This is a genomic window from Sphingobacterium sp. UBA5639 (assembly GCF_002421245.1).
GTDB lineage: Bacteria > Bacteroidota > Bacteroidia > Sphingobacteriales > Sphingobacteriaceae > Sphingobacterium > Sphingobacterium multivorum.
This window is the reverse complement of sequence record NZ_DIJR01000016.1, coordinates 1-23,754: the sequence shown is the minus strand read 5'-3', so window position 1 is coordinate 23,754 and position 23,754 is coordinate 1. Positions and strand designations below refer to the sequence as shown.

The following is a 23,754-nucleotide window of genomic DNA, read 5'->3' as shown; positions in this document are numbered from 1 at the left end:
TAATTGTTACTAACGGTGAACGAATTTCACTTGGTGCTGTTCTAATCAGCATGGTTACGTCACGTGCATCACATATACAATCAATATATTATGAAAATAGCAGTGCTAGCTCATTTAAAACATCCCATCCGCAAACCATTTATGGGCGGGTTGGAAGCCTTTACATACGAAGTAACTAAACTTTTACTGCAAAGGGGACACGAGGTTACCTTGTTTGCCAGTGAGCATTCCGATCCTTCTCTAAATGTGCATGCTATCCTTAGCGATGTAGATTACGATATGGAAACATTAAGTAGATTTCGCTCGCATGAATTGAGTGAAGATTTTATATCGACACATCACGCCTATCTGGAGCTGATGCAGGAGATAGACCAATATGATTTTGATGTTATATTTAACAATAGCCTAAATTACGTACCCATTACAATGGCGACCTTGGCGGAAACACCGATGGTAACTGTATTGCATACACCTCCTATTTTTGAGATGAAAAAAGCTATTATGGCAGCAAACAGATACAACAAAATGACTTATGTATCTGTCTCGCAAACAAATGCAACAATGTGGAAGCCCTATATACCCAACTGTAAGGTCGTACACAATGGAATTGATTTGAATAAATGGAGCTATATAGCAAATAACTCTGGAGAGTATGCATTATGGTTTGGCAGAATTCATCCCGATAAAGGAACCCATTTCGCAATAGCAGCTGCAAAATTGGCCGGAAGACCTATCAAAATCGCAGGCTCGGTCGCAGACAAACATTATTTCGACACTTTTGTCAAACCGCTTCTCGATGACAACGCTGAATGGGTAGAGCACTGCACACACGAACAACTTAATGAACTAATCGGAAATGCGGCAGTAAGTGTGATTACCCCCTGCTGGGAAGAACCTTTCGGTTTGGTTGTTGCTGAGAGTTTCGCATGCGGAACGCCAGTCGCTGGCTTTGCGAGAGGAGCGCTACCAAAAATTGTGACAAAAGAAACTGGATGTCTTACAGCGTCCTGCTCAGTGACAGAATTGGCTAAGTGCATAAACGACGCAGCACAGCTTAGTCGCAAAGCATGCCGAGTGCATGCTGAATCATCATTGGATATACAGCATATGGTATCTTCCTACGAAAATATATTTGCTCAAGTAATCAAAAAATGTGCAGATAAATATGTCTTATAAATATGCTTTTTATATTCACCACCATGGGTCTGGTCATCTTACTCGAGCCTTAGCTATAGCGGCGCAACTACCCTCTGATGAAGTGGTTTTCCTCGGTAGTTCATTAGAAACTTATAAAGATTTAATACCAAAAGGTATTCGTTCAATCGTATTGCCATTTGATATTCCCGCCAATAGCGATCGGGATTGGGCTGCTAGTGACTTGAGTTTTTTACATTATGCTCCCGTGAATGTGAAGGGTATAATAAATAGAAATTACCTTATAACAGAATTTTTTGCTAAGCACAACCACTGTTTACTATTCGTTGATGTGTCGGTCGAGATAACTTTACTTGCGCGTCTCTGTGGGATACCAACAGTAGTCGTAAGACAACATGGCAACCGCTCCGACTTAGCACACTTAATGGCTTATGAAAGCGCTTCTTTTGTGTTGGCACCATACGCAAAAACAATGGCTCAAGATATTGAAAGCGATTTTGCGCATAAAACATTTTATTCAGGTGGCTTCTCCAAATATAGCGGCATGTCGATTGAGGACAATACGAGTGCGGACGATCAGATAGCGATGTTTTTTGGCCGAGGTGGCACATGTTTCGATTGGAAGCTCATCGCTCAAATTCGGAAAGATCTACCTGAAACATCCAGCCTACATATACTCGGCACAATACCAGATTATCACGCTATTAGTGGAGTCAGCTATTATGGCAATTCAAAAACTGCATACGATATATTAAAAAATTGCGGAATCGTGATAAGCAATGCGGGACACAACTGCGTGATGGAATTGGGCGACTTAAGAAAAAAAGTTATTTGCGTACCTGCGGAAAGGCCTTTTGAAGAGCAAAAAATAAAAGCCAAACTACTGCAAAATGCTGGTGTAGCGACGATAATAGAAGAGCAAGCTTTACATCAGGTCAATTGGTCCCACATCATTGAAAACGCAAAAAAATTAAAGGTCGAAGCATGGGAAAAATTGATGAACCCAAAAGCGACCATCGAAATTGCTGCGCGGCTTAAGAAACTGCATTCAAATCTATTTAAAACTTTATATAAATAATATGTACTCTACCGCTTCCATTTCTGTATTGACGATCGTACATAAACGCCATGACGCGCTAATAAACCTGATGAATGGGCTCGCAAAAAATTCTATTCTACCCATAGAGCTGATCATTGTCTATATCAATGAACGTGCCTACCCACTCAAAGACGAATATCCCTTTAAGATAAAGTCCTTGGAAATAGATACAGCAGGTGAATTAAATTTGGCCAAAGCAAGAAATACGGCTATAAAAAGTTCGAGTTCTTTATTTAATATCTTTTTAGACGTAGATTGTATTCCGGCAGATGATTTAATAGAACAGTATCTGCCCTATTCAACAAAAAATATCTTAATAAGCGGCCGAGTAAGGTATTTAAAAAAAGGCTTTGCAGATAAACTTGGATGGATGTCGCAGTTGATGCAAAACAGCAGGCCGGATCCTGTCAGGAAAGATGTAAATCAATTTAGTTATGAACTTTTTTGGTCCCTCAATTTTGCGTGTACCAAAGAGACTTTCCATAAAATTGGAGGATTTGATCAAAATTATATTGGATATGGAGCTGAAGATACCGATTTTGGTTTCAGTGCGAGGAATAATGGGGTTGCTCATATCACGATAGACGCATTGGCCTACCACCAATATCATCCAAGTTATAATCCCCCTTTAAACCACTTCAAACCAATTGTCATCAACGCTAATCAATTTTTCCTAAAATGGAGAGTTTGGCCAATGATGGGATGGTTAACTAAATTTTATGAGTGCGGATATATATCCCTCAAAAACAATAAAATAACCATTGTTCGAGAACCTTCAAAACAAGAAATTGGGGCCAGCCTCATTGAATAGGAAACAGGTCAAGGTTATTCTCGGACATTTAAAGAGCCGTCCTTGTCAACTATTATCGGATTATAATTCGCAACAAATTAAAAAAAATATTGATAACATATTTTCAACATATTTAAATTTCCCCAAAATGCATTTAAATCCTACGATATATCTGGGCTGAAGTGAAATTCATAATAAGCTCCGGAGATCAAGCAATACGAAACCTCCGTTTCGCTGGAAAATATGAATGCACGAAAAAAGTATATCTGCATCTGCTCAAAGGGAATTATCATCCTATATCCAAATTGGTCTTGTGCTTATTCACTGCAGGCCTCTTTTTCATCAGTAATTTAAAAGAGCTTGTGAAAGCATGAAGACTTTTGTATCCAACCATTGTGGCAATCTGTGTCTGTGTAAACTGGCCGCTGTCGAGTAACTCAATGCTTTTAACTATTCGTAGCAACTGTTGGTACTTTAAAATAGTTAGTCCTGTCTCTTGCTTAAATATCCGTTGCATCTGTCTTACTGACAACGATGCTACAGAAGCCAATTCCATGAGGTCAACCCCAGAAGCATAATTTACATTAATTTCATTACAGACCTTGGAAAGGCGTTTATCGGTTGGAACAGGGATCTGTAGTGAAGTACTTTCATTACAGAAACTAGGAAGGCTATTGATAATCGTATTTAGGAAACTTAATTCTTCTTTATCTATACCATTAAGCCTGTTCCATTTTTTTGCGTAAATGAGCATTTCTCTTAATACCACTGGACAAGAAAAAACATGAACCTCCTTATGAAATTCTTCGGCTTGCAAATCGTTAAAAAATAGGACCATTAAATTAACCGTTTTCGAATCAGAAGAGATACAGTGTTTCTCACCCGAAGGAATCCAGATCAGGCTATTTTGCGGAACGAGATAAATACTGTTTTCAATATGGAAATACTGATAACCGTCTTCAACATAGGTAAGTTGATAATGACTGTGAGAATGCTCATAGTTATCATGCTGATAATTTCTTTCATACCATACAAAGGATTTTTTTTCACTTCGATCCGTATAGCATCCTGGCTCAACCTCAGTTAATCCACATTTAACCATGTCGTTTTGCATACACTTTTTGGCAAAGTTAAAAAAAGTACTTTGATTAATTTTGACCAAATACTTAGAAATGAAAAACTTTATAAAGTTATTACTGCTTTTAATGGTTATGATGATTACTTTATCAACTCAATCCATGGCACAAAAGAAAGATGTAAATGTCTTGGTCCTTATTTACTCCGATAACGGTGGGACTTTAGAATTAGCAAAAGAATTTGCTAAAGGCTTAGAAAAAAACTCAAATGTTCGATCAGTAATCAAACAAGTAAAGAATTCGGACCATCCAATTTTGAAAACCATCCCAGTTGCTAGTATGGAGGAACTTTCATCATATGATGGTATCGCGTTTGGCTCTCCGGTATATTTTGGAAATATTAGTACCGGCATGAGCGAATTTTTCTCCAAAACAACAGATCTATGGGCGAAACACGCACTTGAAGGAATGCCTGCCAGCGTATTTATGTCTGCGGGTACCGGAGCAGGACGTGAACTTGCCTTACAGTCGTTTTGGAACGCCCTTGCGGTTCATGGAATGATACTTGTTTCAAATGGCATACGCTCAAATGACAAAATTGACAGATCAATTGCTCAGGGCAATTCTGTTTTAGGAACCACGAGCTTGGTAGGTATAAAAAATGTGCCACGTCCAAGCTCCGATGAACGCCTTCTTGCCGAAGATCAGGGGGAAAACTTCGGGAAGGTTGCAAAGGCCTTACAAGGAACATTTCACAAAGAATCCGCTCCTATTGAACAAAAAAACAATAATGATATAAATCAGGAACTGAACAATAAAAATATTATCCTGCCTGATGTTCCAAAACCTGCCGGAAATTATCAGCCATTTGTACGTACCGGAAACCTGGTATTTATCAATCAATATGCATTAAAGGATGGTAAATTACAATACCCCGGTAAACTCGGTAAAGACGTGGATGAAAGGCAGGTTAAGGAAGCGACACGTACCACAATGCTCAATGTTTTGGGAGTATTAAAAAATGCTGTGGGAGGCGATCTTAACCGCATAAAAAAATGTGTTCAGTTAACTGGGTACTTTAATGTAACTGATGACTATACCAAACATGCTGACCTCATGAACGCTGCATCAGATTTGGTTGTAGAAGTATTTGGTGAAAAAGGAAAACACGCCAGGGCAACGGTGGGAGCCTCGTCACTCCCAGGAAATACTTCAGTCGAAATACAGGCTATATTCGAAATTGAATAGATTCCATCGGTGTCCCTGAAAAATGCTTCCCGATACGATCTAGTCAAATTAAAATCTCTATCTCCTGTGCTTTGGCGTTGATAGAGATTAATAAAATATACTTCATACGGAGACACTTATCTAATTTGATTTATAAATAAAAACCCGTACATTCAACGGAAATTAACCTCTTTCCATTATGCAAAGTAACAATTGGTTCAACCGGTTTAAATACATCCAGCGAAAAAGGGTATTTAGGTTAATTACGCTATTAACTATTTTTCATCATACAAGCTTCGCGCAAAAAGATCCTCAGCTCAGGGAAGCACTGTCTATCATGACAAAAGCATCTATTTCTGGAGATATCGAAGGTATTATAAGTCAAATATCGCCCCGCATAATTGAAAGCATGGGCGGGATAGATCAGGCAACAAAACTGACCAAGGAACTCTATTCTTCTCTTATAAAATATGGGGTTAAAATTGATTCCACGATCAATTATGTCGATATAGATGTCTCAAAAATTGATGGGATAGCCTACTGCTTTATTCCTCAGGTATTGGTAATGTCTATGCCTGAAAAAGGCAAAATGGCTATTACTTCAGCTTACTTATTAGATTTAAAAGAGGACGAAACCAAAAAATGGACTTTTATTAATTTCAATAAGATGGATCAGGAAAAGATCAATTTGTTTCTTCCTGAATTTAACGGCAAGATTTCTCTTCCTCCGGGTCTAGAAAAAAAAACCTTAGTCGTGAAGAAAGAAGAGGTAACTAAAACTGTCGATCATCAAATGAAACTTATAGATGAATCTATCAAAGAAAATAAATAGTTTTAAGTCATTTCCCGTCAATCTTCGGAAATTCACTAAAACCTGCTGTGATTTTTTTGTTTCACCTCACGTCCCAATTGCTGAGGGAAAAGTCCTGTAGACTGCTCCAGAAAAATCATCTTATACTCAGCTAAAATCTGAGTATTTTTAGGATTAATATAATTCCTTCCATCGCATGATAAGAGGAATCAAAAAGACCTTTCCGCTATTGCGGAAAGGTCTTTTTAATAATCTCAATTTCGAAATGGAGGTTAATATTGCTTACCCCGAAAAGACAATTCAATTAAACTCCAGCTTCTTTATCAGTAAAAATCTGGACTCCTGCTTTCTTTTCAATTAACTGTAGCGGATATAGTTCAGGATTATATACACCATTAAGAACCTCGTTCAAAGCGTTTTTCTTGGATTTACCGAATGTAACAATCAGAATATTTTCAGCTTTATTGATAATAGGTTCAGTCAACGTAATTCTAAACATTTCCTGTGGCTTTAGATAGTAGGCATCAACCCATTTTCCTTTTTCTTGTAGGATCTTTTCACCTGGAAACAGAGAGGCAGTGTGGCCATCATCCCCCATTCCTAATAGGATGAAATCAAAAATACCGTCAGCTCCCAAAACATTTCTAATTTGCGCTTCGTATTCTTTAGCGTAATTTTCAGGCTCAATTCCCTCTTTATACATGGGGAAAATCTGATTTTTATTGACTGGAACTTTATTCAAAAGTACTTCCAAAGTCATCTTAAAATTACTTTTCTCATCTTCAAGAGAAACCCATCTTTCATCTACCCAAAAAAAATGGATTTTCTCCCAAATTATTTTATCGGCATATTCAGGAGTAGCTAATAAACTAAAAATAGCTTTCGGTGAAGAGCCACCACTTAACGCAACCACAAATTTATCATGCTTCTGGATTGCTTTTTTCGAAAGCTCAACAAATGTATCTGCTGCTTCTTTATATAAAGCATCCAGATTATCAAATATCGTAATATTCATTTTCTTTTAATTAGATTTTAAACCCACTGATGTCCCTGCCGCTCTACCAGTGCATCACTGTCATCAGGTCCCCAGTTTCCTGAAGCATAATTTGGGAAAGAGGGGTCTTTGGTTTTTTCCCAGGTTTCCTGAATTGTTTTTATCACATCCCAAGCTTCTTCTACCTGATCGGAGCGCATAAACAGTGTAAGGTCTCCGACAAGTGCTTCCAATAAAAGAGTTTCATAAGCTTCGGGAGTATCGGTCTGACAGGCAAAATTATCGAAAATCATTTCCACAGGTTTAAGCGCTAAGGACAAGCCTGGTTTTTTAGACATAAACTGCAATCTGATGTCCATTTGTGGCTGGATATTAATAATCAATCGGTTAGCCGACAGAAGCGAGGTGCTTTCTGAAAACATAGAATTGGGAAGTGGCTTAAACTGAATCGTTATATAAGAATGCTTTTCTTTCATCTTCTTCCCGGTACGAACATAAAAAGGAACATCTTCCCATCTTTCATTATCCAGATAAAACTTGATAGCGACAAATGTTTCGGTATTGGAATCAGGAGCAATTCCCTCCTCCTGGCGATAGCCATTTACTTTTAGCCCATTTACTTTGCCTCGTCCGTACTGTCCTCTTACCGCATAATGATCTACTTTTTCAGGAGAAATCCTACGGATGGATTTTAAAACATCAACTTTACGGTCCCTGATCTCACCCGATCCAAGTGAAGCCGGAGGTTCCATAGCAACCATACAAAGAATTTGCAAAAGATGGTTCTGAATCATATCGCGCAAAGCTCCTGTCTGCTCATAAAAACTGGCTCTTGTTTCCACTCCTACTTCTTCGGCAACCGTAATCTGCACCGATTCTATATGTCTGTGGTTCCAAAGAGGTTCAAAAATTGAATTTCCGAACCTGAACGCCAAAATATTCTGTACTGTTTCTTTACCTAAATAATGATCGATACGATAAATCTGTTCTTCCCGGAAAGTTTGTGAAAGAAGATTATTTAGCTCAATGGCAGATTCTTTATTGTGACCAAAAGGTTTTTCGATAATAATTCGATCTGTTGCAGGATCAGATGCTATTGATGTATTTTTAAGATGATTTGAAATTACAGATACAAAGTTTGGTGCAATCGACAAATAGAAAAGTCTGTTTCCTCTCATTCCGTACACCTTATCAAAATTCTCCAGTTTCTGATATAAAGTCTGATAAGAGCTTTCTTCATCAAGCTGATGCTGAAAATAGCTGATGTGAGCCTGAAAACCAGCCCAATCTTCCTTGGTTACGGTCTTCCTGGAAAAACTCTCCAGATTTTCTTTAATATAAGCGCTGAATTTTTCATCCGTATTTTCGGCTCTTCCTAAAGCTAGAATATTAAAACCTTTGGGCATTCTGCCATCGATGTATAAATTGTAGAAGGCAGGAAAAAGCTTTCTTTTTGCCAAATCCCCTGTTGCACCAAAAATAACAATCGTTGTTGGATGCAGGATTGTATTGTCACTCATTGTTAGGATCTAGTTATTTGGGGTTTGCCATGAAGTATGAAAGACTCCTTCTCTGTCCGTTCTTTGGTAAGTGTGCGCACCAAAATAATCACGCTGAGCCTGAAGCAGGTTTACAGGTAAAGATGCTGTGGTGTAAGCTTCGAAATACCCTAGAGCCGACTGAATTCCTAAACTTGGAATTCCGTTTGATACAGCAAAAGCAGCTGTTTTTCTTAATGACGGAATTTTATCTTTTACAATTTCTGAAATTTCATGATCCAATAAAATATTAGATAAGTTCTCGTATTTTGAATAAGCCAGATAAAATTTCTCCAATAAAACAGAACGGATGATACACCCACCTCTCCAGATTTTAACAACATCTTTTAACGGAATTTCAAACTGATATTCCTCAGACGCTTTTACCAATAATGACAAACCTTGAGCATAACTGATTAAAGTAGATAAATACAAAGCATCCCCCACCTCTTTGATAAACAATTCTGTATTTTCTGGAGTTTTTACTTCTTCTTTAGCATATAATTGAGAAGCTTTTGCTCGCTCATCTTTGTAAGCGGATAAAATTCTTGATGTTACGGCAATATCGATGGTTGGAATAGAAACCCCAATTTCCATAGCCTCCTGGGAGGTCCATTTTCCGGTTCCTTTTGCTCCTGCTTTATCTAAAATCTTGTCGACAAGAAAACCGTCTGTTACATCATCTTTTTGCTGGAAGATATCTCTTGTTATTTCAATAAGGAAAGAATTCATCTCGCCTTCATTCCATCTTTTGAAAACTTCATACAATTGTTCATTCGTAAGATTAGCTCCTTTTCTCAGTAAATCATATGCTTCACTGATTAATTGCATGATGGCATATTCAATACCGTTGTGAACCATTTTAACATAATTCCCAGCAGCTCCTTTCCCCATATAAGCGGTGCAAGGCTCCCCCTTTACTTTTGCTGAAATAACTTCCAGCATAGGCTTCACCAAATTGAAAACTTCCAAATCTCCCCCTGGCATAATACTCGGTCCTCTTCTGGCGCCCTGCTCTCCTCCAGAAACTCCCATTCCCATAAAATGAAGGTTTTTAGAAGCTAAATCGGCTATACGTCTCTCGGTATCTTTGAAATAAGAATTTCCCGCATCAACGACAATATCTTTTGGACTCAGCAGCGGGGTTATGCTTTCAAGAACAGCATCAACCGGTTTGCCTGCTGGTACCATCAAAATAACTTTTCGCGGACTTTCTAAATTCAATACAAATTCCTCTAGTGAAACAGTTCCAACAACCTGTGTACCTGAAGCCACTCCTTTACGAAGTTCGATTACCTTTTCTTCATCTAAATCGAATCCTACGACAGAAAAACCATTATCGGCAATGTTGTAAAGCAGATTTCTTCCCATTACACCCAGACCAATGACCCCGTAATTATACTTTTCCATTCTTACTTAAAGTTTATGTTATAAATTCAAAATTACTGAAATGCATGTCAGTAAAAAAATTATCTAAAATTTTCTTTCCATTGTGACACTTTTTATCATCAACTGGAAAATGTCATTAATCAATACGGTGAAAAGGGCATCGTTCAACATATAAACTATCCAGGTCCAAATTCTCTAATTTTAATTTTACTTTTGGCTATATGTAAATACATGCTAATCAATAAACTCTTTCTTGTTCTTTCGGATGTAGTCAACCAGAATTTTTTGCAAGTTTTTAGCGTCATTAAGTTTGTAGAACTCCTCGTCAAATTTGTTGAGCGGATTGTTTTCATAAGATTTACTAAAACCTTCTACCGTACCATCCTGATCTTCGGTTATTTTCGATTTCTCCTTTTCAAATGTGCTGTTTGCCCGCTCGGTCAGATCAGCAAATTGAGTAGCGCCAACTAATTTCAGCGCTTCTGGCAACGCAGCAGCAAATTGACCGCTTGAATTAAAATAAAACTGGTTATAACCACCATTATTTACTTCTCCTTCTAATTGGCTGATCATATAAATTGCTTGTCTGGATTTGTTCCAGGACAAGACGATTTCATATTCTTTGTCATATGCCGGCGATAACTTACGAAAGAGGTTATCATAAACGACTTCCAATAAGATGTCATCCGAAGTCGTATCAATAATCTGCTCGGTTAATGGATTCTGAATTGATGGCTTATTATTGTTTTGCTTAGTATGTCCAGAACAGCCAAATAAATTTAAAATAATTATTATTATAATTCCAATGGTAATAGTTTGTGTTCGCATTGATTTTATCATCTTTAAATCTTTTTAGTATTCAAATATATACATTGATTTGCAAACAATTTCCTCAGTTGTATAGTTATAAAATGGTTCGACATCATCTGTATGCACTTTTCAAGTTACTGGTTATTATCAGGACCAATTAGAAAAGTTTACGGTTGTAAGCACATCGGTAGATACGGCTTATCAATTTTGGACGGTTGGAGCATCTAATGGAGCAGACTATTATGACTAGACCAAGGGTATCATTCGTTTCTTATATCATCCTATTAAAGGGATAATTGGCGGCTCGGGGTAACTTTAATTTTGGATTTTCTTTTACAAAGAGTACATTGTAGAAACATTGATGCGACTAAAGAATTATTTTGTAAAGTTGGCTAAGTTAATTCTCTTTAAAACAATTTAATATGAAAAATTATATCATTACCGGAATATTTTTGCTTCTGTTCACAAATTTGGCGTTTCCACAATATTTCACCCTAGCTCCAACAGGTTTCGTTTCTAAAGAGAATCTAGATTATACCGTAGTAGAAGTTCCTGGCGTTAAACAGCAAGAACTTTACGATAATGTATTAAAGTCGATCAATAACTTGTATTCCAATCCCAAAGAAGGCCTGACTTTGGTTCCCGGGCAGGCGATAACTTTAGCAGCTTACCAACAAAGAGGACTTAAAACATCAGGTATTGCTTACTATGATGTCGATTATACCTTGTCTTTTTTGTTTAAAGATGGAAAAATAAGAATCAATAGTCCAACTTTCAGTGCTCAAATTATGAATTACAACGGTACTTGGAATAAAATGAACGTGAAAAAATTTTATTTCAAAGGCAACGGTAGCCCCAAAAATGAGAAAAAACATCAATTCGTAAACGCGTACTTTAATGGGCTGATCAAATCCATTCTTGAAAAATCAACCAATATTGATAATTGGTAATATCGATGTATTTCTTCTCTTCCTGACAATAAACTTGCGAACTTTCATTCCATTTTTCCAGTTTTAATTCTAGCAATAATATTATTCAACGCCTTTAAAGACATAATAACGCCAGAATATTTATCGTGATCTGCACCAATATAAGATAAATCAATATCGGATAAATTTTTATTGTTAACAGCTTCTTTAAATAGCGTATAATTCATTTTTTCGATCCTATTGTTCCAGTCTTCATCCGATGTTGGCTTAATTGATTCCAAATCTTTCATTTCAAACATCGCCCGATCCGATATTTTTTTAGACCGTTGGACAAAGATTGTATCTCCTTCTATCTTTAGAATCTTAACCCAACCTGCTGGTAAACCTTGGATGTTATTTCCTTCAGCATCGGTAAAGAAACTTGCTCCATATAGTTGTCCTGCCTGTAATTGTTGAGCCGACTTAGCAAGACTTTCTTTTTCATTCCGATATTTCTTGCCATCCATGTTCAGTTTAATACCGTAAATAATAGATCCGATAATTGCTATCGATGCTATAATCAAATACCCTTTCCAAAGTTTGAAATAGGGAATTTCTAGTGTCTTCTTAAATTTCTTTACCTCTTCTTTTATTTCAGGCGAATAATTTCTTGCGTGGATGACCTGCCCGTACTGATTGACTAAACGAGACATTTTTACCAGACCTCCTCCAACCGGAAATCCTAAAAATTTGGTCGCAGGTGTAATGATACTAAGATTGAAATTCTGCGGTATGGTCTCATTTTTTAATGTTGCAGTGATATTTTTACTTCCTAAAACGTATTCGTAACGTGTATAAATGAACAGCATAAATGGAATGAATTATAACTATAAAGGTTCGAAATTAAGAAAAAATTCCTCCTGTAACAATCGTGTGTCAATTAACTAATTAGTACAGAAACAGATAAATTTATTTGAAATCCTACGCGTATCTTGTTCTAAATACAAAAATGAGGAATTATGCCTTGGTATAATGGAGATTATCCACCATCATATAAAAATCAACCGGTCAACATCTGGGAGAAAGCAACCGAAATCGCAAATGCTTTGCTTAAAATCCAAAGTATGCATTAGTTTCCATGAAGTTTAAGGATGGTGGAACGCTATCCATTACTGACTTCCTCTTAACATGAAGAATTAAATCTTAACATGATACAGACGCTTACGCATATCAACCAATTGATGCTTCAGCTTATCCTGATCTGGCGCTACCGGAAATAAACTGTGCAAGCAGAGCTCTTCAACTTCCTGAAAGAGCTTTTGCGACCAGACAAAAAGTTCCTCATAGCTATAGGCGCCATTCTTGATGCGCAGGAGCTCTTCCCTATTGGGACGTTGTATCTGTAATTTCTTTTTGGATACAATCTCCTTTGCCTGTTGCAATAAACGTATGGTATGCATCATATTTTTGGCATCATAACCCTGCCCATGATCCATTGTCCCCTCAAAACGTGCCTCATTGCGTGCTGACACCCAGCTGAAATATTCATTATACGCCTTGCAATAAGATGAATAAGATTCGTAATTAACACAGAGGTACGCACAAAGTGTCTGACCCTTTGCGATAGAACTGCACGACACCTCATTGCTATCCAGGTTAGCCACGACACCTTTATAACCCAAAGTCTGAGTCTGATCATAATATAGGGCATACATTCCCTTTGCATGTTCAATCTTTGCTAAACCACAGTTTTCCTGCTTCCAATGCCGCCTGCTTAGCCACGCGCTTAACGGTAAACTACCATTACCGGCTATGATAAAGCAGAACTCCAGCAAATTTTTACGTTCGTGATCCATCGGATTGTTGATTTTCTTATTCAACCCTTTTGCCTTACGCACCTGTACCATAGCATATTGCGCAAAAGTCATAACGGCCTCCCGCGTAATAAATTCCTGCATTTTAAATTGCTCCATTATTGGATCTCGGTATACGATGCAATCGGCAGGACTAGCCAATAGCTCCAATACAGTCGGATTACTCTTTGACAGGAGCTCGACGAAGCGACCTAGCTCATAATACACTTCATCATTGCTCGCATTAGCCACTTGGGCAGTATATTGACCACCCAAGTAATCTTCCAGAGGCAGATAAAATACCCCTTTGATATCCGTATCGGAAGATGCGGTGGCCAAACCATATGCCCGGCTGCCGACAACGGCCTCAAACAGGATCAGCCCGTTCTTTCGAAGTTCGTCTATAGTCATCTTAATATAGTTTTAAAGTAATTCTCTAGTCCTTCCTTATCCAATACGGATACGGGAACCTGCCCTACTTGGCTCTCTAAATGTATTAACTTTGTTTCGATATAACTCCTTATGGTAGCTGAACAGCTGAATACAAAACCTTCATCGACTTGGCTTTTCAACTTCTGTAACTGCATAACTTCGACTTTAACAACATTGGGCAATAATACGGATAGTTCGGCTAATGTCATCGGCGCATAACTGCGATAGGTCATACTCCAGTCTGCCGCTAGTAAAGATCTGAGGATATAAAATAAGCTCTTGAGATTCATCGTTTCTAGCCGAAGATTTTTCACTTTGCTTCGGACAATCCCAAGATAATGATGGGCGTGCCTACGTGCGTCAAAATAATTTTCGATCATTGTCCTAAAACTTGTTTTGAATCCGTTAAACTCGTGATAGACTACTGGTGACTGAATCCATTCAAATGGGCTCACATTGCTCTTATACATTAAGGTGAGTACTTTAAACAGATCCCAGCCTGCGATATCAAGGTCATCGGTTATCGGAAACCGCATTTCGGTAGGAAGCGGAAACAAAAGACTATAGTCCTCTGCTTTTCTTACATAAATAAACCGAACATCGTAATCACTGTCGATTGACGGAAATCCCCAACCTCGACTTCCTGATTCACAGGCGAAAAGTATACGTACTCCTTCGCTCGCTTCTATTTCCATGAGCTTCTTGATGATATGTGCTTTCATTTCTTCATGCTTTTTTAAATTTTCATTAGCACAAAGATCGATTGCGCTACTGAAGCCTTTTTGCGCATTAAAAAAAGAGCATAAAAACAATGGAAGACCTCTTATTATCAGGTAGATAATTTTCTTGAAAAAATTGAAGCTTACACAGAAATATAGAAGTACGCAGATAGAATGCGTATTACGGTGTTAAACGAAAGTATTATCCCCCATCTCATGCCACTGATATAAGCTATTCATAAAGAACAGCTCATAATCTTCTTCGTTGACAAAATAAAGGCTTTGCCTCTTCTGCACCCAGTTGTAGCATTACTGAAGTCTGGGATGGCGCAAAAGATGGAAAGCGGCATTAGACCAAAAACTGAAAATGAAGTTTTTTGGCACAGATCTAGTACGGAAATAGGAACAACTAATTGCATATGAATTATCTATATATTATCTTCTTTTTTTTAGTTTTCCAGGGCTGTACAATGCGTAAAAGTACAATGACACCTGTCCAAAATAATAAATCCAAAATATACAATGACAGCTCAGTGCAAAAAGACTATATTTCCATTTTAGAAACAATTTTGTCTGACGATTCGGCTGGTATCAAACTGCAACGTGAAGGAGAACGAAGGGCGTTCATTCATAATAAGTTTATCAGAGATTCTATCTCATCATTGCATGACAGGAATTATGTTTTTTACAACGTCGATCCACAGAAGCTGATGAAAATACTGGATAACCAGCTCAAAGACTCGCTGGATATGCTTAATCAGATGAACGAAAGGAAGGCAATCATCCCGATTCCAGCCGCTATCAAAGCAGCGTACAATGTCGATGACGCCGATAAATACAGGATGAACCGTAATCAAAGCATTTATTACTTTCATCTTCCCATTATGGGGTATAACCGCAAAAAAGCATACGTGCCGGTTGACTATGTATGCGGTCCTTTATGTGGAAACGGTGATGCATTTCTTCTTGAAAAAGTGAATGGTAAATGGGTAATCGTACAACGATTCTTTAACCTCTGGATCTCTTAAAAAAACGTAGCCACAATAATCTTTAAACGGCAGATATTCACGCCAAATAACGAAGCGGATTTATAGATTAATAAACCTTATCACTTTCTATAAATACACTTCCTGACAAATAGCACTCGGGAACGTTGGCCAGTACATAATCAATGTCAAGAATATTTGGACGAGCCGTACTTCCCTGCCCACAATACAAGTTCCTAATCCAGGTATCGACGTTCTCTACCCACATCGCCTTCCAGGTAATATTTTGTGGATCCTGGACTTCGACAGGTGAAATCAGCACATTATACCCCATCGCTCGCAGCGCGGTTAATACGACTCGATTTACTTTGACAAATTTCATCTTCAAAAGCTATATACGGTTCTCTTTACTTTGGAACAGTAATGAAGCCCATATAGTTCAAAAAGTCGTTAACTTTGTGCTTAGTCAAAGATCCTACAGCTGACCCCGAACCAAACCGATCGCTTGCAATGGATTCACCCCCGCATCAAGGAACTCGCGATCTTATTGAAGAAATGTAATATTTATTTCATGAAATCAGCAAGAAAAAATAAATCACGGCTTGTAAACGTTATATTACTGTAAAACTTATAAAAGGGTACCAATGCCATAGCGGTTCTCTTTGTAATATAAATTTCTCACCCTTAAAAAGATAACATCATGAACGGAATCATATTTCAAGGAAAAAGTCTCAATGTTGGGTGTACAGCAACATTCCTGTTCGAACCCGAAGTAGGTGTAGAAAATATTCCGGCAATAGCAGCACTTAGCACTGGTGAAAAAGCATATGCTGAAATACTTAGAGATACTACAACGCTGATAACAGTACGAGTAGGTGAATATTTAAATGAAAAAGGAAAGAGAGCCAATCAAACGGCTTGGATGCTCACCTATAATCATCATTTAAAATCATGGCAGATAACGAAGAACCTTATCGCAAAATAGCGTATTTTATTTCTTAGGAATACCAAAGTAACGACATAAAAGCCTTTAGTGCAATGTCTTGAATGGAAGGTCGAGATGCTGAGCCTCGGTCTTTTTTGTATAAAACTAAACTATTCATCCCTGAAAGTAGTTCATTAATAAACCAAAGTATACATATTATGGCACTTACAACAGGAAATGAAGACAAAGTAACAAAAGAAGTAGAACAGCAAACTTCTAAAATTCCCTCGATTTTATTCTTGGCGGCATCACTTGTAGCGATGGGAATTTCAGCAGCATTAAAATGTTGCAAAACAAAAGATGATAATACAGCTTTGTTCGTCGGTCAATGGGCGGCACCGTTTCTATTATTAGGAATTTACAATAAGATCGTTAAGACTGAAGGACACGATTAATAGGTTTTATTTTTTATGGTTGATTTTAAAGGCTGGTCTTAGGATCAGCCTTTTTTATTTTTTTCAAACTAAAAGTAATTCGACCTTGTATTATAAGTACTTTTCAAAAATATAGGTTAATAATAATTAGAGCCTTGGGTTCCCCCCTCAAGGCTTTTTCATTTTTATCAAACCAAGCTGTTAACAGAATTGTCCATTTAGCGTCAATCGTTATGTATCAGTTCAGTTAGATTGATTTAATTGTATGGTCAGGTTTTAGACCTGGCCATTTTAAACGTATTTTCCGGTCCTTTATGGATCTGTCTATAATTTAGTTAGGGGCTAATCGAAAGATTAGTCCTTTTTTTGCTAAAAAATGAACTATTATAAATGAATATCGTTATCTGATAGGTTAAGTTAGTTTGTTTTAGTAGTTATAAAGGTCGGTAATTCATGTCGCCGGCCTTTTTAATAAAGTAGTACTTTCCCCTGATTCAATCGATTCTGTTATTATATCCGCTACATGAAATGTTTCCCCAAAAAGTAGTCGTTTCCGGGGGGTAGAATTGTATAGTATAATGTGAATTCGTGACTACCAAGGTTTGATATCTGTATCTTAAATTATACAGATGTTCAACATTGTTAAGGAACATCTGTATAAAATTGAAAAATTGATTAGCGTTTCTTTATTCGCTTCGCCTCCTCCCCGATTTTTGAGAAGGATTTATCTCTTTTGCGCCTGTCGTGTTCAGATACGGAGAAATGCCATGATTCCCTTCTCAATTTTAAGTAGCTTTCGTATACACGAGGTTCTAAAAGACCATTGTCTACCGCATTCTTAACTGCACATCCAGGTTCGGAAAGATGAGCACAATTGTCAAAGCGACAGGAGCCAGCAAATCCAGAGAAATCAAATACGTCTTCCAATGTTTCGGGAGTTTCTAACGCTAAACCGAATTCTCTTACACCGGGCGTGTCAATCAAAACGCCGGAACCATCCATCAAGACCATTTCTCTCCGGGTTGAAGTGTGCCTACCTTTCCCTGTGGCGTTACTTGTTTCGGAGGTGAGCAACACTGTGCGTTCGCATAACGCATTGACTAAAGAACTTTTTCCTACACCAGAGGAGCCTATACATACTACTGTTTCCCCAGGCAGGATAGATTCACGTACAAGAACAATTGACTCTGTGGAATGAATGCTTGTGTAAAATACTTGCACGTTGCTGGTAAGGTGTTTTAACGACTCATCTATATCCTGTCGATTAAAATCCAAATCAGATTTAGCGAGTATGAGCACCGGTTGAATATTTTCTTCCAATACCTGGGCCATAAACCGTTCCGTTCGACGGGGATTAAAATTGGCATCCAAGCTCTGAACAATAAAAGCTTTGTCTATATGAGATGCTATTGCCTGTTTATCCGAAGTGGTACCACTCTTTCTTCTGTATAATGTGTGGGTACGCGATAGGATATCGACAATTATTCCTTTGTTGTCGTCAAAAGGTTGAAAGATAACCCAGTCCCCCGTGCAGGGTAGCTCAAACGCTGACTTTCCAAAGAGCAGATTGCCCGCCAGCTCGCAAAATAGCAAGCCATTCTCGGACATGATCTCGTAGTTAGTTTTGTTCACAGCCGAAACACGACCATGAAAAAGATTAGAATATGTAGATTCTTGTTTAAGCTGAAATAGGTCACTATTCCAACCAAATAATGCGAGGTTATTCATTTATTATTAATTTAGAATGATGAAATTAAAATGCTGATTATTGGTCATCCGAATGACTCACAGGTATACCACTGGTAACATTTTTGTTATCAGTGAAACGTAAGAAGCAAGACACCCGGAATCAGGCAATCATTCCAATCGCTAAACTATAATATGTGAATAGTTGTTTTTGCATGAACTACAAAGATATGAAAAGTTAAATTAAATAGTTAAGGGAAAAATGGACAATGTGTATATGGGTTCACGTAGCGGGCTGTTTTTACAAAAAAACAAACGATGACTGCTCCTCTTGTGTTCAACTTAAAAAACAATTATGCCCCTGATTTCCAATAGAAAAAACACGAAGTTAACCGCCCGCAGGGTTTCTGCGCTGTTGCATCTTATGGGCCTGGTCCTCCTCATACTTTTAGGTAGCTGCCATGAGGATGATAGCCCCGCACCCGAGCAGGCGCACTTAAAAGTGAAGATAAAAACTGAAGGTGATCAGTATGATGCAGTCCATCTCGAGATCCAACAGTTATGGACCCGCGCGTCTGCAGGTGGAGGAAAAATCGAGGCGAATAAAAGGGTAAACATCCTGGAAATTCAAAAAGACAGCATCATTGCCGGTGGACATGTGCCCCATGGCAGCCTACAGGAAGTTATGCTAAAAGTTGCCCCTACAGGAAATGAAATAGTCATAGATGAGCTTCCCTATGCTTTAGAGATGCCGCAAGGACAAATTATCGCGGTGAATATCGCAGCCGACAATAAGCTTTCTCCGAATGAAAACCATACGCTAATGCTTCATATCAATCTATCAGATTTCATCCAAGAGACTGCAGAAGGTAAATTTGTGATTAATCCAAACCTCGCCGCAGTACTGGATTAAAGGGGCAGGTTACTCACTTCTAGGATCTGGCTTTAACGGCATTTTAGCACAGCGGATCACCTCAATGGAAGGGCAACCATATTCTACGACAACTTTGCCTTCAACCAAATAGATTCCCGTCCCATGGAGCGGATATTTGACCAGGCTCTGTGGGAAATGGACGGTATCAAAAAAGCGCCCCTCGGCATCGAGAAAAGTACCAAATTTCATCAGGTCGCCACGCTTGGTCTTCACAAATTTCTCACAGACAAAATCCCCCACAACGCGGACTATTTTCCCTTCATGCAGATAAAGCTCTCTAGCTGGCATATCGCCCCGGTAATCGCTTTTGGTAAGATCGAAAAGCGTCCCGGTAACGCAAAACCCAATCAGCTCCATCTCGTCGTAATAGTCCTCCAGGATATCTTCTTCTAAGGGTGGCAGTATAGGCTTGCGACTCTCAGTCTCAAAGAGCGCCATACCCGTTGCAACAGGCTTATGCTTGCTCATCATCAGATGCGAAGCCCACAGCAATTGCTTTTTTCCCGTCCCCGTAAAGCGCAAGGCTCCAACACGGATCAAGATAACAACCTGCTCAATACCCGTCTGTGTGCGCTTAACAAAATTTTCCAGACTCGTATAGGTGCCATTCGCTTCGCGCTCTTCGATAATGCGATGGGCCAGTTTACCCTCCAAATTGAGCAGGCAGTCAAAACCCAGATAAATATCCTTACCCTGAATGGAGGTGTTAAAGACCGACTGGTTGACACAGGGCAGACAGATATTGCCGCCTGAAATTCGCGCCTCATTGATATAGACTTTACGATTGTAAAACCCACCATAATTGTTGAGTACCGCAACCATAAACTCCAAAGGATAATAGGTCTTCAGGAAAAGACTCTGATAACTCTCTACGGCAAAGGATGCGGAATGCGCCTTGTTAAAGGAATAGCCCGCAAAGCTTTCCATCTGCCGCCAGATCTCGCGGCTCGTCTTTTCGGGGTATCCCTTGGCCTTGCAGTTGGAAAAGAATTTATCCTCGATTTCGATCAGGTGGTCTTTGCTCCGGTATTTGCCCGACATCATGCGCCGCAGCACATCGGCATCGGCCATATCGAGTCCACCGTAGGCATTGGCGATCTTCATCACATCTTCCTGATAGACCATCACGCCATAGGTCTCTTCGAGCTGTTCCTTAAACACGGGGTGCGGATAGACGACCGTCGTGGGGTCGTGATGCCGGCGGATATATTCGCCCATCATACCCGAACTGGCCACACCAGGCCGAATAATGGAGGACGCTGCCACCAACGTCAGGTAATCATCGCAACGCAGTTTGGTGAGCAGCTGCCGCATGGCCGGGCTCTCGATATAAAAACAGCCGATGGTATTGGCTGATTTTAATTGCGTCGCAATATGGGCATCCTGAAAAAAACGCTTGGGGTTGTCGGTATCGATCACCACACCCAAGTTTTCCCGCACAATGGTCCGGCAATCTTTGATATGGCCGATACCTCGCTGGGAAAGGATATCGAACTTTTCAAAACCGATATCTTCGGCCACATACATATCAAACTGCATGGTCGGCAATCCCTTGGGCGGATTGTCCATCGCTGAATAACAGGTGAGCGGTTCCTCCGAAATGAGCACGCCGCTGGCATGGATGGTGCGTTGATTGGGAAAATCGGCCATGCGGTTGTAAACGCTCAGAATTGTATTAGTCACCTCATTTTTGTTGAGCATATGATCGGGCTCATGCACCAGGCGGTCGATCTCGGCCTTGGGTAGCCCATATACCTTACCCAGCTCGCGCAGGATGCTGCGGGAGCGAAAGGTGCTCATGGCGCCCATCAGGGCTGTATGTCCTGTCTGATAACGGTTGAAAATATAGTCGTACATCTCGTCGCGTTCATTCCAACTAAAATCTATATCAAAATCAGGCGGACTCTTGCGCTTGGGATTGAGAAAACGCTCAAAGGGAAGTTTAAGTGCAATGGGGTCAACATCGGTGATCCCCAAGCAATAAGCAACAGCAGAATTGGCCCCCGATCCACGGCCTACATAGTGAAAATTGCGCCCACGTGCGTAGCGGCAGATATCGTCGGTAATGAGAAAATAACTGGAGAAACGCAGGTTTTCGATAATCTCGAGCTCGCGCTGGATGCGTTCGGTTGCCACCCGGTCGTTACGACCATAGCGTCTGGAAAAGCCATCCATGCAGTACTTGTACAGGAGCTGCTTATCGTTGTAGCGATTACCGGTAAAGGTTGCTTTATTTTTAACACTGGTGAAATCGAAACTGAAAGAACACTGGCCCAGTATACGGTTGGTGTTGGCCAGCAATTGGGGCAAGTCGGCAAATAAGCGCATAAGCTTGACCCGAGGGATAAATACCTCGTCCTCGGCAGCGATCTGCCCTTTGTTAAGCTGCGAAATTAACAAGTTGTTATCAATCGCCCTTAATTGCCGATGTAAGGTGTAGTCGGTTTTGCGGAAACTGACGGGTGCGATTATCACACAGCGATCAAGTACCTTGTGGTCCATCAGCTGGGCGCGGGTCCGCTCACTGGGTCGAACGCCGATGTATTCGAAGTCCCGCAATGGAAAGGCATTGAGCCTGCTAAAGGGATAGATGACAAAGACCTCCTCAAATTCGGGCGCACGCTCCGGTATAGCACGGTTTTCCATATTGAGCTTAGTTCGATACTCATTGATCTCACGGAAGCCACGCTCATTTTTCGCAATGGCTACAAAAAAAAGCTGATCGTCGTTGCGGAACTCCATCCCTGCGAGTAGGTTCAGTCCGGCTGCGCGCCCCAGTTTGATAAAATCCAGTGATCCCGAACTGTTGTTGATATCGGTAAGCACGGCGGTATCATAACCGCCAGCAAGCATGCCCGACACGAGATCCTGCAGGCTGAGGGTACCAAAACGTAGGCTATAATAGCTATGTAGATTTAAGAGCATGCTCCCCTCCTTTCTCCGGCAGCGGCGCACAGATGGCCTTCATCAGAAATTCGGCCCCATAGCGTTTTCGGATCTTGTCCATGGCTTGCATGAGGTTAACCTCCTCGGCGCTATCGTCAAAGAGATCGGTCTGGTAAGAACCGTATATCAGGCCTGAGAACTTGATCCCAATAAGCCGTATCAGCATCCTGCGGCTATAGAGTTTTTTGAATAGCGAAAGCACCACATCGGTAAGCTTTCGATCCGAATTGGTATAGCCAATCTGCAACTGCTGCGTATGGGTATCGAAGTTGCTGTAACGGATCTTGAGAGTGACGCAGCTGGTTAGTTTCTGCTCTTTGCGCAGATCGAAAGCGAGTGTATCGACCATGCTGATCAGCGTGCGACGTAGTACATCCATATCGATGGTATCCTGCTGAAAGGTATTTTCTTTGGACATGGACTTTTGCTCCCGAAAAGGCAACACCAGGGAATCATCAAGCCCATTGGCTTTGCGCCAGATGTTGATCCCATTTTCCCCGAGGACCTTCTGCATGGTGAACACCTCCATTTGCTGTAGGGTTCCGATCTTGGAAATCCCCATATTTCGGAGCAAGGTAAAGGACTTCTCGCCTACCATGGGAATCTTGCGGATGGATAGCGGTGCGAGGAAACCTTTTTCGGTACCATTTTGTACCTGCTTTTCGCCACAGGGTTTGGCCGTACCGGTGGCGATCTTAGAGACGGTTTTGTTGACCGAAAGACCAAAGCTAATGGGTAATCCAGTCTCTCGGATAATACGCTGGCGGAGCTCCTGGGTCCATTTCCAACAACCAAAAAAGCGGTCCATACCGGAGACATCGAGATAATGTTCGTCTATACTGGCTTTTTCGACAATAGGCGTTTCTTCTTCGATAATCTGTGTAACGATACCGGAATAGTGGCTGTATCGATCGTGATCGCCCCGGACTACAACGGCTTCGGGACACATGCGTAGTGCCAGCCGCATCGGCATAGCGGAATGCACGCCAAACTTACGGGCTTCATAGGAACAAGACGCAACTACCCCGCGGTCACTACTTCC

22 protein-coding genes are annotated in these 23,754 nt (G+C 40.0%); 10 read left to right on the top strand and 12 right to left on the bottom strand.

Translation table 11 applies throughout. The features are described 5' to 3' along the window. Positions 1 to 90: 90 nt before the first annotated feature. The 3 genes from B4Z90_RS10570 to B4Z90_RS10560 are packed head-to-tail and all read left to right on the top strand — an operon-like array spanning position 91 to position 3,065. Positions 91 to 1,176 carry a glycosyltransferase family 4 protein gene (locus tag B4Z90_RS10570; protein WP_286768355.1) on the top strand — a complete coding sequence of 362 codons (1,086 nt, stop codon included), beginning with the start codon at positions 91 to 93 and terminating at the stop codon, positions 1,174 to 1,176. Beyond that, on the top strand, positions 1,166 to 2,233 hold the full coding sequence (locus B4Z90_RS10565) for a glycosyltransferase (protein WP_286768356.1): 1,068 nt from the start codon (positions 1,166 to 1,168) through the stop codon (positions 2,231 to 2,233). The genes B4Z90_RS10570 and B4Z90_RS10565 overlap by 11 nt, the downstream gene beginning before the upstream one ends. Before the next feature lies 1 nt (position 2,234). Next, a complete protein-coding gene (locus B4Z90_RS10560) occupies positions 2,235 to 3,065 on the top strand; it encodes a glycosyltransferase family 2 protein (protein WP_286802179.1) in 831 nt (276 codons plus the stop codon). 268 nt (positions 3,066 to 3,333) lie between these two features. Here B4Z90_RS10560 and B4Z90_RS10555 read toward each other — a convergent pair whose 3' ends face one another. After that, positions 3,334 to 4,158: an AraC family transcriptional regulator gene (locus tag B4Z90_RS10555; protein ID WP_286802178.1), complete on the bottom strand. Its 825-nt coding sequence runs from the start codon at positions 4,156 to 4,158 to the stop codon at positions 3,334 to 3,336. A 58-nt stretch (positions 4,159 to 4,216) separates the two neighbouring features. Between B4Z90_RS10555 and B4Z90_RS10550 the strand changes: the two genes are divergently transcribed. Together B4Z90_RS10550 and B4Z90_RS10545 are read left to right on the top strand one after the other, a co-directional pair. Next, positions 4,217 to 5,368, top strand: coding sequence for an Atu1372/SO_1960 family protein (locus tag B4Z90_RS10550; protein WP_286802177.1), 1,152 nt, complete (start codon positions 4,217 to 4,219; stop codon positions 5,366 to 5,368). 178 nt (positions 5,369 to 5,546) lie between these two features. After that, positions 5,547 to 6,179 carry a hypothetical protein gene (locus B4Z90_RS10545; RefSeq protein ID WP_286802175.1) on the top strand — a complete coding sequence of 211 codons (633 nt, stop codon included), beginning with the start codon at positions 5,547 to 5,549 and terminating at the stop codon, positions 6,177 to 6,179. 283 nt (positions 6,180 to 6,462) lie between these two features. On the opposite strand, the gene pgl is transcribed toward B4Z90_RS10545, so the two are convergent. From pgl to B4Z90_RS10525, 4 genes are all read right to left on the bottom strand, one after another. Further along, entirely contained in the window at positions 6,463 to 7,173 is a 711-nt protein-coding gene (gene pgl / locus B4Z90_RS10540) for a 6-phosphogluconolactonase (RefSeq protein ID WP_201639355.1), read from the bottom strand. A gap of 17 nt (positions 7,174 to 7,190) precedes the next feature. Beyond that, positions 7,191 to 8,672, bottom strand: a complete 1,482-nt coding sequence (gene zwf / locus B4Z90_RS10535) for a glucose-6-phosphate dehydrogenase (protein WP_286802173.1) — start codon at positions 8,670 to 8,672, stop codon at positions 7,191 to 7,193. Between the two features lie 9 nt (positions 8,673 to 8,681). Next, complete coding sequence (gene gndA / locus B4Z90_RS10530; protein WP_286802172.1) at positions 8,682 to 10,100, bottom strand: NADP-dependent phosphogluconate dehydrogenase; 1,419 nt, start codon at positions 10,098 to 10,100, stop codon at positions 8,682 to 8,684. A 213-nt stretch (positions 10,101 to 10,313) separates the two neighbouring features. Continuing rightward, on the bottom strand, positions 10,314 to 10,919 hold the full coding sequence (locus B4Z90_RS10525) for a DMP19 family protein (protein WP_236586081.1): 606 nt from the start codon (positions 10,917 to 10,919) through the stop codon (positions 10,314 to 10,316). Positions 10,920 to 11,311: 392 nt separating this feature from the next. Here B4Z90_RS10525 and B4Z90_RS10520 point away from each other — a divergent pair, with 392 nt between their 5' ends. Next, positions 11,312 to 11,839, top strand: coding sequence for a DUF4468 domain-containing protein (locus B4Z90_RS10520; RefSeq protein ID WP_201639356.1), 528 nt, complete (start codon positions 11,312 to 11,314; stop codon positions 11,837 to 11,839). Positions 11,840 to 11,883: 44 nt separating this feature from the next. Here B4Z90_RS10520 and B4Z90_RS10515 read toward each other — a convergent pair whose 3' ends face one another. The 3 genes from B4Z90_RS10515 to B4Z90_RS10505 form a co-directional block, all read right to left on the bottom strand. Beyond that, positions 11,884 to 12,666, bottom strand: coding sequence for a hypothetical protein (locus B4Z90_RS10515; protein WP_286802170.1), 783 nt, complete (start codon positions 12,664 to 12,666; stop codon positions 11,884 to 11,886). Between the two features lie 327 nt (positions 12,667 to 12,993). Beyond that, on the bottom strand, positions 12,994 to 14,061 hold the full coding sequence (locus B4Z90_RS10510) for a DNA polymerase beta superfamily protein (RefSeq protein WP_286768048.1): 1,068 nt from the start codon (positions 14,059 to 14,061) through the stop codon (positions 12,994 to 12,996). Next, positions 14,058 to 14,804 carry a nucleotidyltransferase domain-containing protein gene (locus tag B4Z90_RS10505; protein WP_286802169.1) on the bottom strand — a complete coding sequence of 249 codons (747 nt, stop codon included), beginning with the start codon at positions 14,802 to 14,804 and terminating at the stop codon, positions 14,058 to 14,060. Before B4Z90_RS10505 ends, B4Z90_RS10510 begins: the two co-directional genes overlap by 4 nt. 416 nt (positions 14,805 to 15,220) lie before the next feature. Here B4Z90_RS10505 and B4Z90_RS10500 point away from each other — a divergent pair, with 416 nt between their 5' ends. Beyond that, a complete protein-coding gene (locus B4Z90_RS10500) occupies positions 15,221 to 15,829 on the top strand; it encodes a hypothetical protein (RefSeq protein WP_286802168.1) in 609 nt (202 codons plus the stop codon). A gap of 67 nt (positions 15,830 to 15,896) precedes the next feature. On the opposite strand, the gene B4Z90_RS10495 is transcribed toward B4Z90_RS10500, so the two are convergent. Beyond that, positions 15,897 to 16,169, bottom strand: a complete 273-nt coding sequence (locus B4Z90_RS10495) for a hypothetical protein (protein WP_070568767.1) — start codon at positions 16,167 to 16,169, stop codon at positions 15,897 to 15,899. 318 nt (positions 16,170 to 16,487) lie between these two features. On the opposite strand from B4Z90_RS10495, the gene B4Z90_RS10490 reads away from it, so the two are divergent. Continuing rightward, complete coding sequence (locus B4Z90_RS10490; RefSeq protein ID WP_286802166.1) at positions 16,488 to 16,772, top strand: hypothetical protein; 285 nt, start codon at positions 16,488 to 16,490, stop codon at positions 16,770 to 16,772. A gap of 158 nt (positions 16,773 to 16,930) precedes the next feature. Continuing rightward, positions 16,931 to 17,167, top strand: a complete 237-nt coding sequence (locus tag B4Z90_RS10485; RefSeq protein ID WP_286802164.1) for a hypothetical protein — start codon at positions 16,931 to 16,933, stop codon at positions 17,165 to 17,167. A gap of 654 nt (positions 17,168 to 17,821) precedes the next feature. Here B4Z90_RS10485 and rsgA read toward each other — a convergent pair. Further along, a complete protein-coding gene (rsgA, locus tag B4Z90_RS10480) occupies positions 17,822 to 18,874 on the bottom strand; it encodes a ribosome small subunit-dependent GTPase A (RefSeq protein WP_286802163.1) in 1,053 nt (350 codons plus the stop codon). 313 nt (positions 18,875 to 19,187) lie between these two features. Here rsgA and B4Z90_RS10475 point away from each other — a divergent pair, with 313 nt between their 5' ends. Then, positions 19,188 to 19,745 carry a DUF4382 domain-containing protein gene (locus B4Z90_RS10475; protein WP_286802161.1) on the top strand — a complete coding sequence of 186 codons (558 nt, stop codon included), beginning with the start codon at positions 19,188 to 19,190 and terminating at the stop codon, positions 19,743 to 19,745. Positions 19,746 to 19,754: 9 nt separating this feature from the next. Here B4Z90_RS10475 and B4Z90_RS10470 read toward each other — a convergent pair whose 3' ends face one another. After that, on the bottom strand, positions 19,755 to 22,691 hold the full coding sequence (locus B4Z90_RS10470; protein WP_286802160.1) for a DNA polymerase III subunit alpha: 2,937 nt from the start codon (positions 22,689 to 22,691) through the stop codon (positions 19,755 to 19,757). Further along, positions 22,672 to 23,754, bottom strand: a 1,083-nt coding sequence (locus B4Z90_RS10465; RefSeq protein ID WP_286802158.1) for a DNA polymerase Y family protein, incomplete at its 5' end; no start/stop codon positions are given. The genes B4Z90_RS10470 and B4Z90_RS10465, both read right to left, overlap by 20 nt.

Coding starts and splice junctions, on each gene's coding strand:
- B4Z90_RS10570 (WP_286768355.1), top strand. CDS start 91: ATGAAAATAGCAGTGCTAGCTCATTTAAAACATCCCATCCGCAAACCA.
- B4Z90_RS10565 (WP_286768356.1), top strand. CDS start 1,166: ATGTCTTATAAATATGCTTTTTATATTCACCACCATGGGTCTGGTCAT.
- B4Z90_RS10560 (WP_286802179.1), top strand. CDS start 2,235: ATGTACTCTACCGCTTCCATTTCTGTATTGACGATCGTACATAAACGC.
- B4Z90_RS10555 (WP_286802178.1), bottom strand. CDS start 4,158: ATGCAAAACGACATGGTTAAATGTGGATTAACTGAGGTTGAGCCAGGA.
- B4Z90_RS10550 (WP_286802177.1), top strand. CDS start 4,217: ATGAAAAACTTTATAAAGTTATTACTGCTTTTAATGGTTATGATGATT.
- B4Z90_RS10545 (WP_286802175.1), top strand. CDS start 5,547: ATGCAAAGTAACAATTGGTTCAACCGGTTTAAATACATCCAGCGAAAA.
- pgl (WP_201639355.1), bottom strand. CDS start 7,173: ATGAATATTACGATATTTGATAATCTGGATGCTTTATATAAAGAAGCA.
- zwf (WP_286802173.1), bottom strand. CDS start 8,672: ATGAGTGACAATACAATCCTGCATCCAACAACGATTGTTATTTTTGGT.
- gndA (WP_286802172.1), bottom strand. CDS start 10,100: ATGGAAAAGTATAATTACGGGGTCATTGGTCTGGGTGTAATGGGAAGA.
- B4Z90_RS10525 (WP_236586081.1), bottom strand. CDS start 10,919: ATGATAAAATCAATGCGAACACAAACTATTACCATTGGAATTATAATA.
- B4Z90_RS10520 (WP_201639356.1), top strand. CDS start 11,312: ATGAAAAATTATATCATTACCGGAATATTTTTGCTTCTGTTCACAAAT.
- B4Z90_RS10515 (WP_286802170.1), bottom strand. CDS start 12,666: ATGCTGTTCATTTATACACGTTACGAATACGTTTTAGGAAGTAAAAAT.
- B4Z90_RS10510 (WP_286768048.1), bottom strand. CDS start 14,061: ATGACTATAGACGAACTTCGAAAGAACGGGCTGATCCTGTTTGAGGCC.
- B4Z90_RS10505 (WP_286802169.1), bottom strand. CDS start 14,804: ATGAAAGCACATATCATCAAGAAGCTCATGGAAATAGAAGCGAGCGAA.
- B4Z90_RS10500 (WP_286802168.1), top strand. CDS start 15,221: ATGAATTATCTATATATTATCTTCTTTTTTTTAGTTTTCCAGGGCTGT.
- B4Z90_RS10495 (WP_070568767.1), bottom strand. CDS start 16,169: ATGAAATTTGTCAAAGTAAATCGAGTCGTATTAACCGCGCTGCGAGCG.
- B4Z90_RS10490 (WP_286802166.1), top strand. CDS start 16,488: ATGAACGGAATCATATTTCAAGGAAAAAGTCTCAATGTTGGGTGTACA.
- B4Z90_RS10485 (WP_286802164.1), top strand. CDS start 16,931: ATGGCACTTACAACAGGAAATGAAGACAAAGTAACAAAAGAAGTAGAA.
- rsgA (WP_286802163.1), bottom strand. CDS start 18,874: ATGAATAACCTCGCATTATTTGGTTGGAATAGTGACCTATTTCAGCTT.
- B4Z90_RS10475 (WP_286802161.1), top strand. CDS start 19,188: ATGCCCCTGATTTCCAATAGAAAAAACACGAAGTTAACCGCCCGCAGG.
- B4Z90_RS10470 (WP_286802160.1), bottom strand. CDS start 22,691: ATGCTCTTAAATCTACATAGCTATTATAGCCTACGTTTTGGTACCCTC.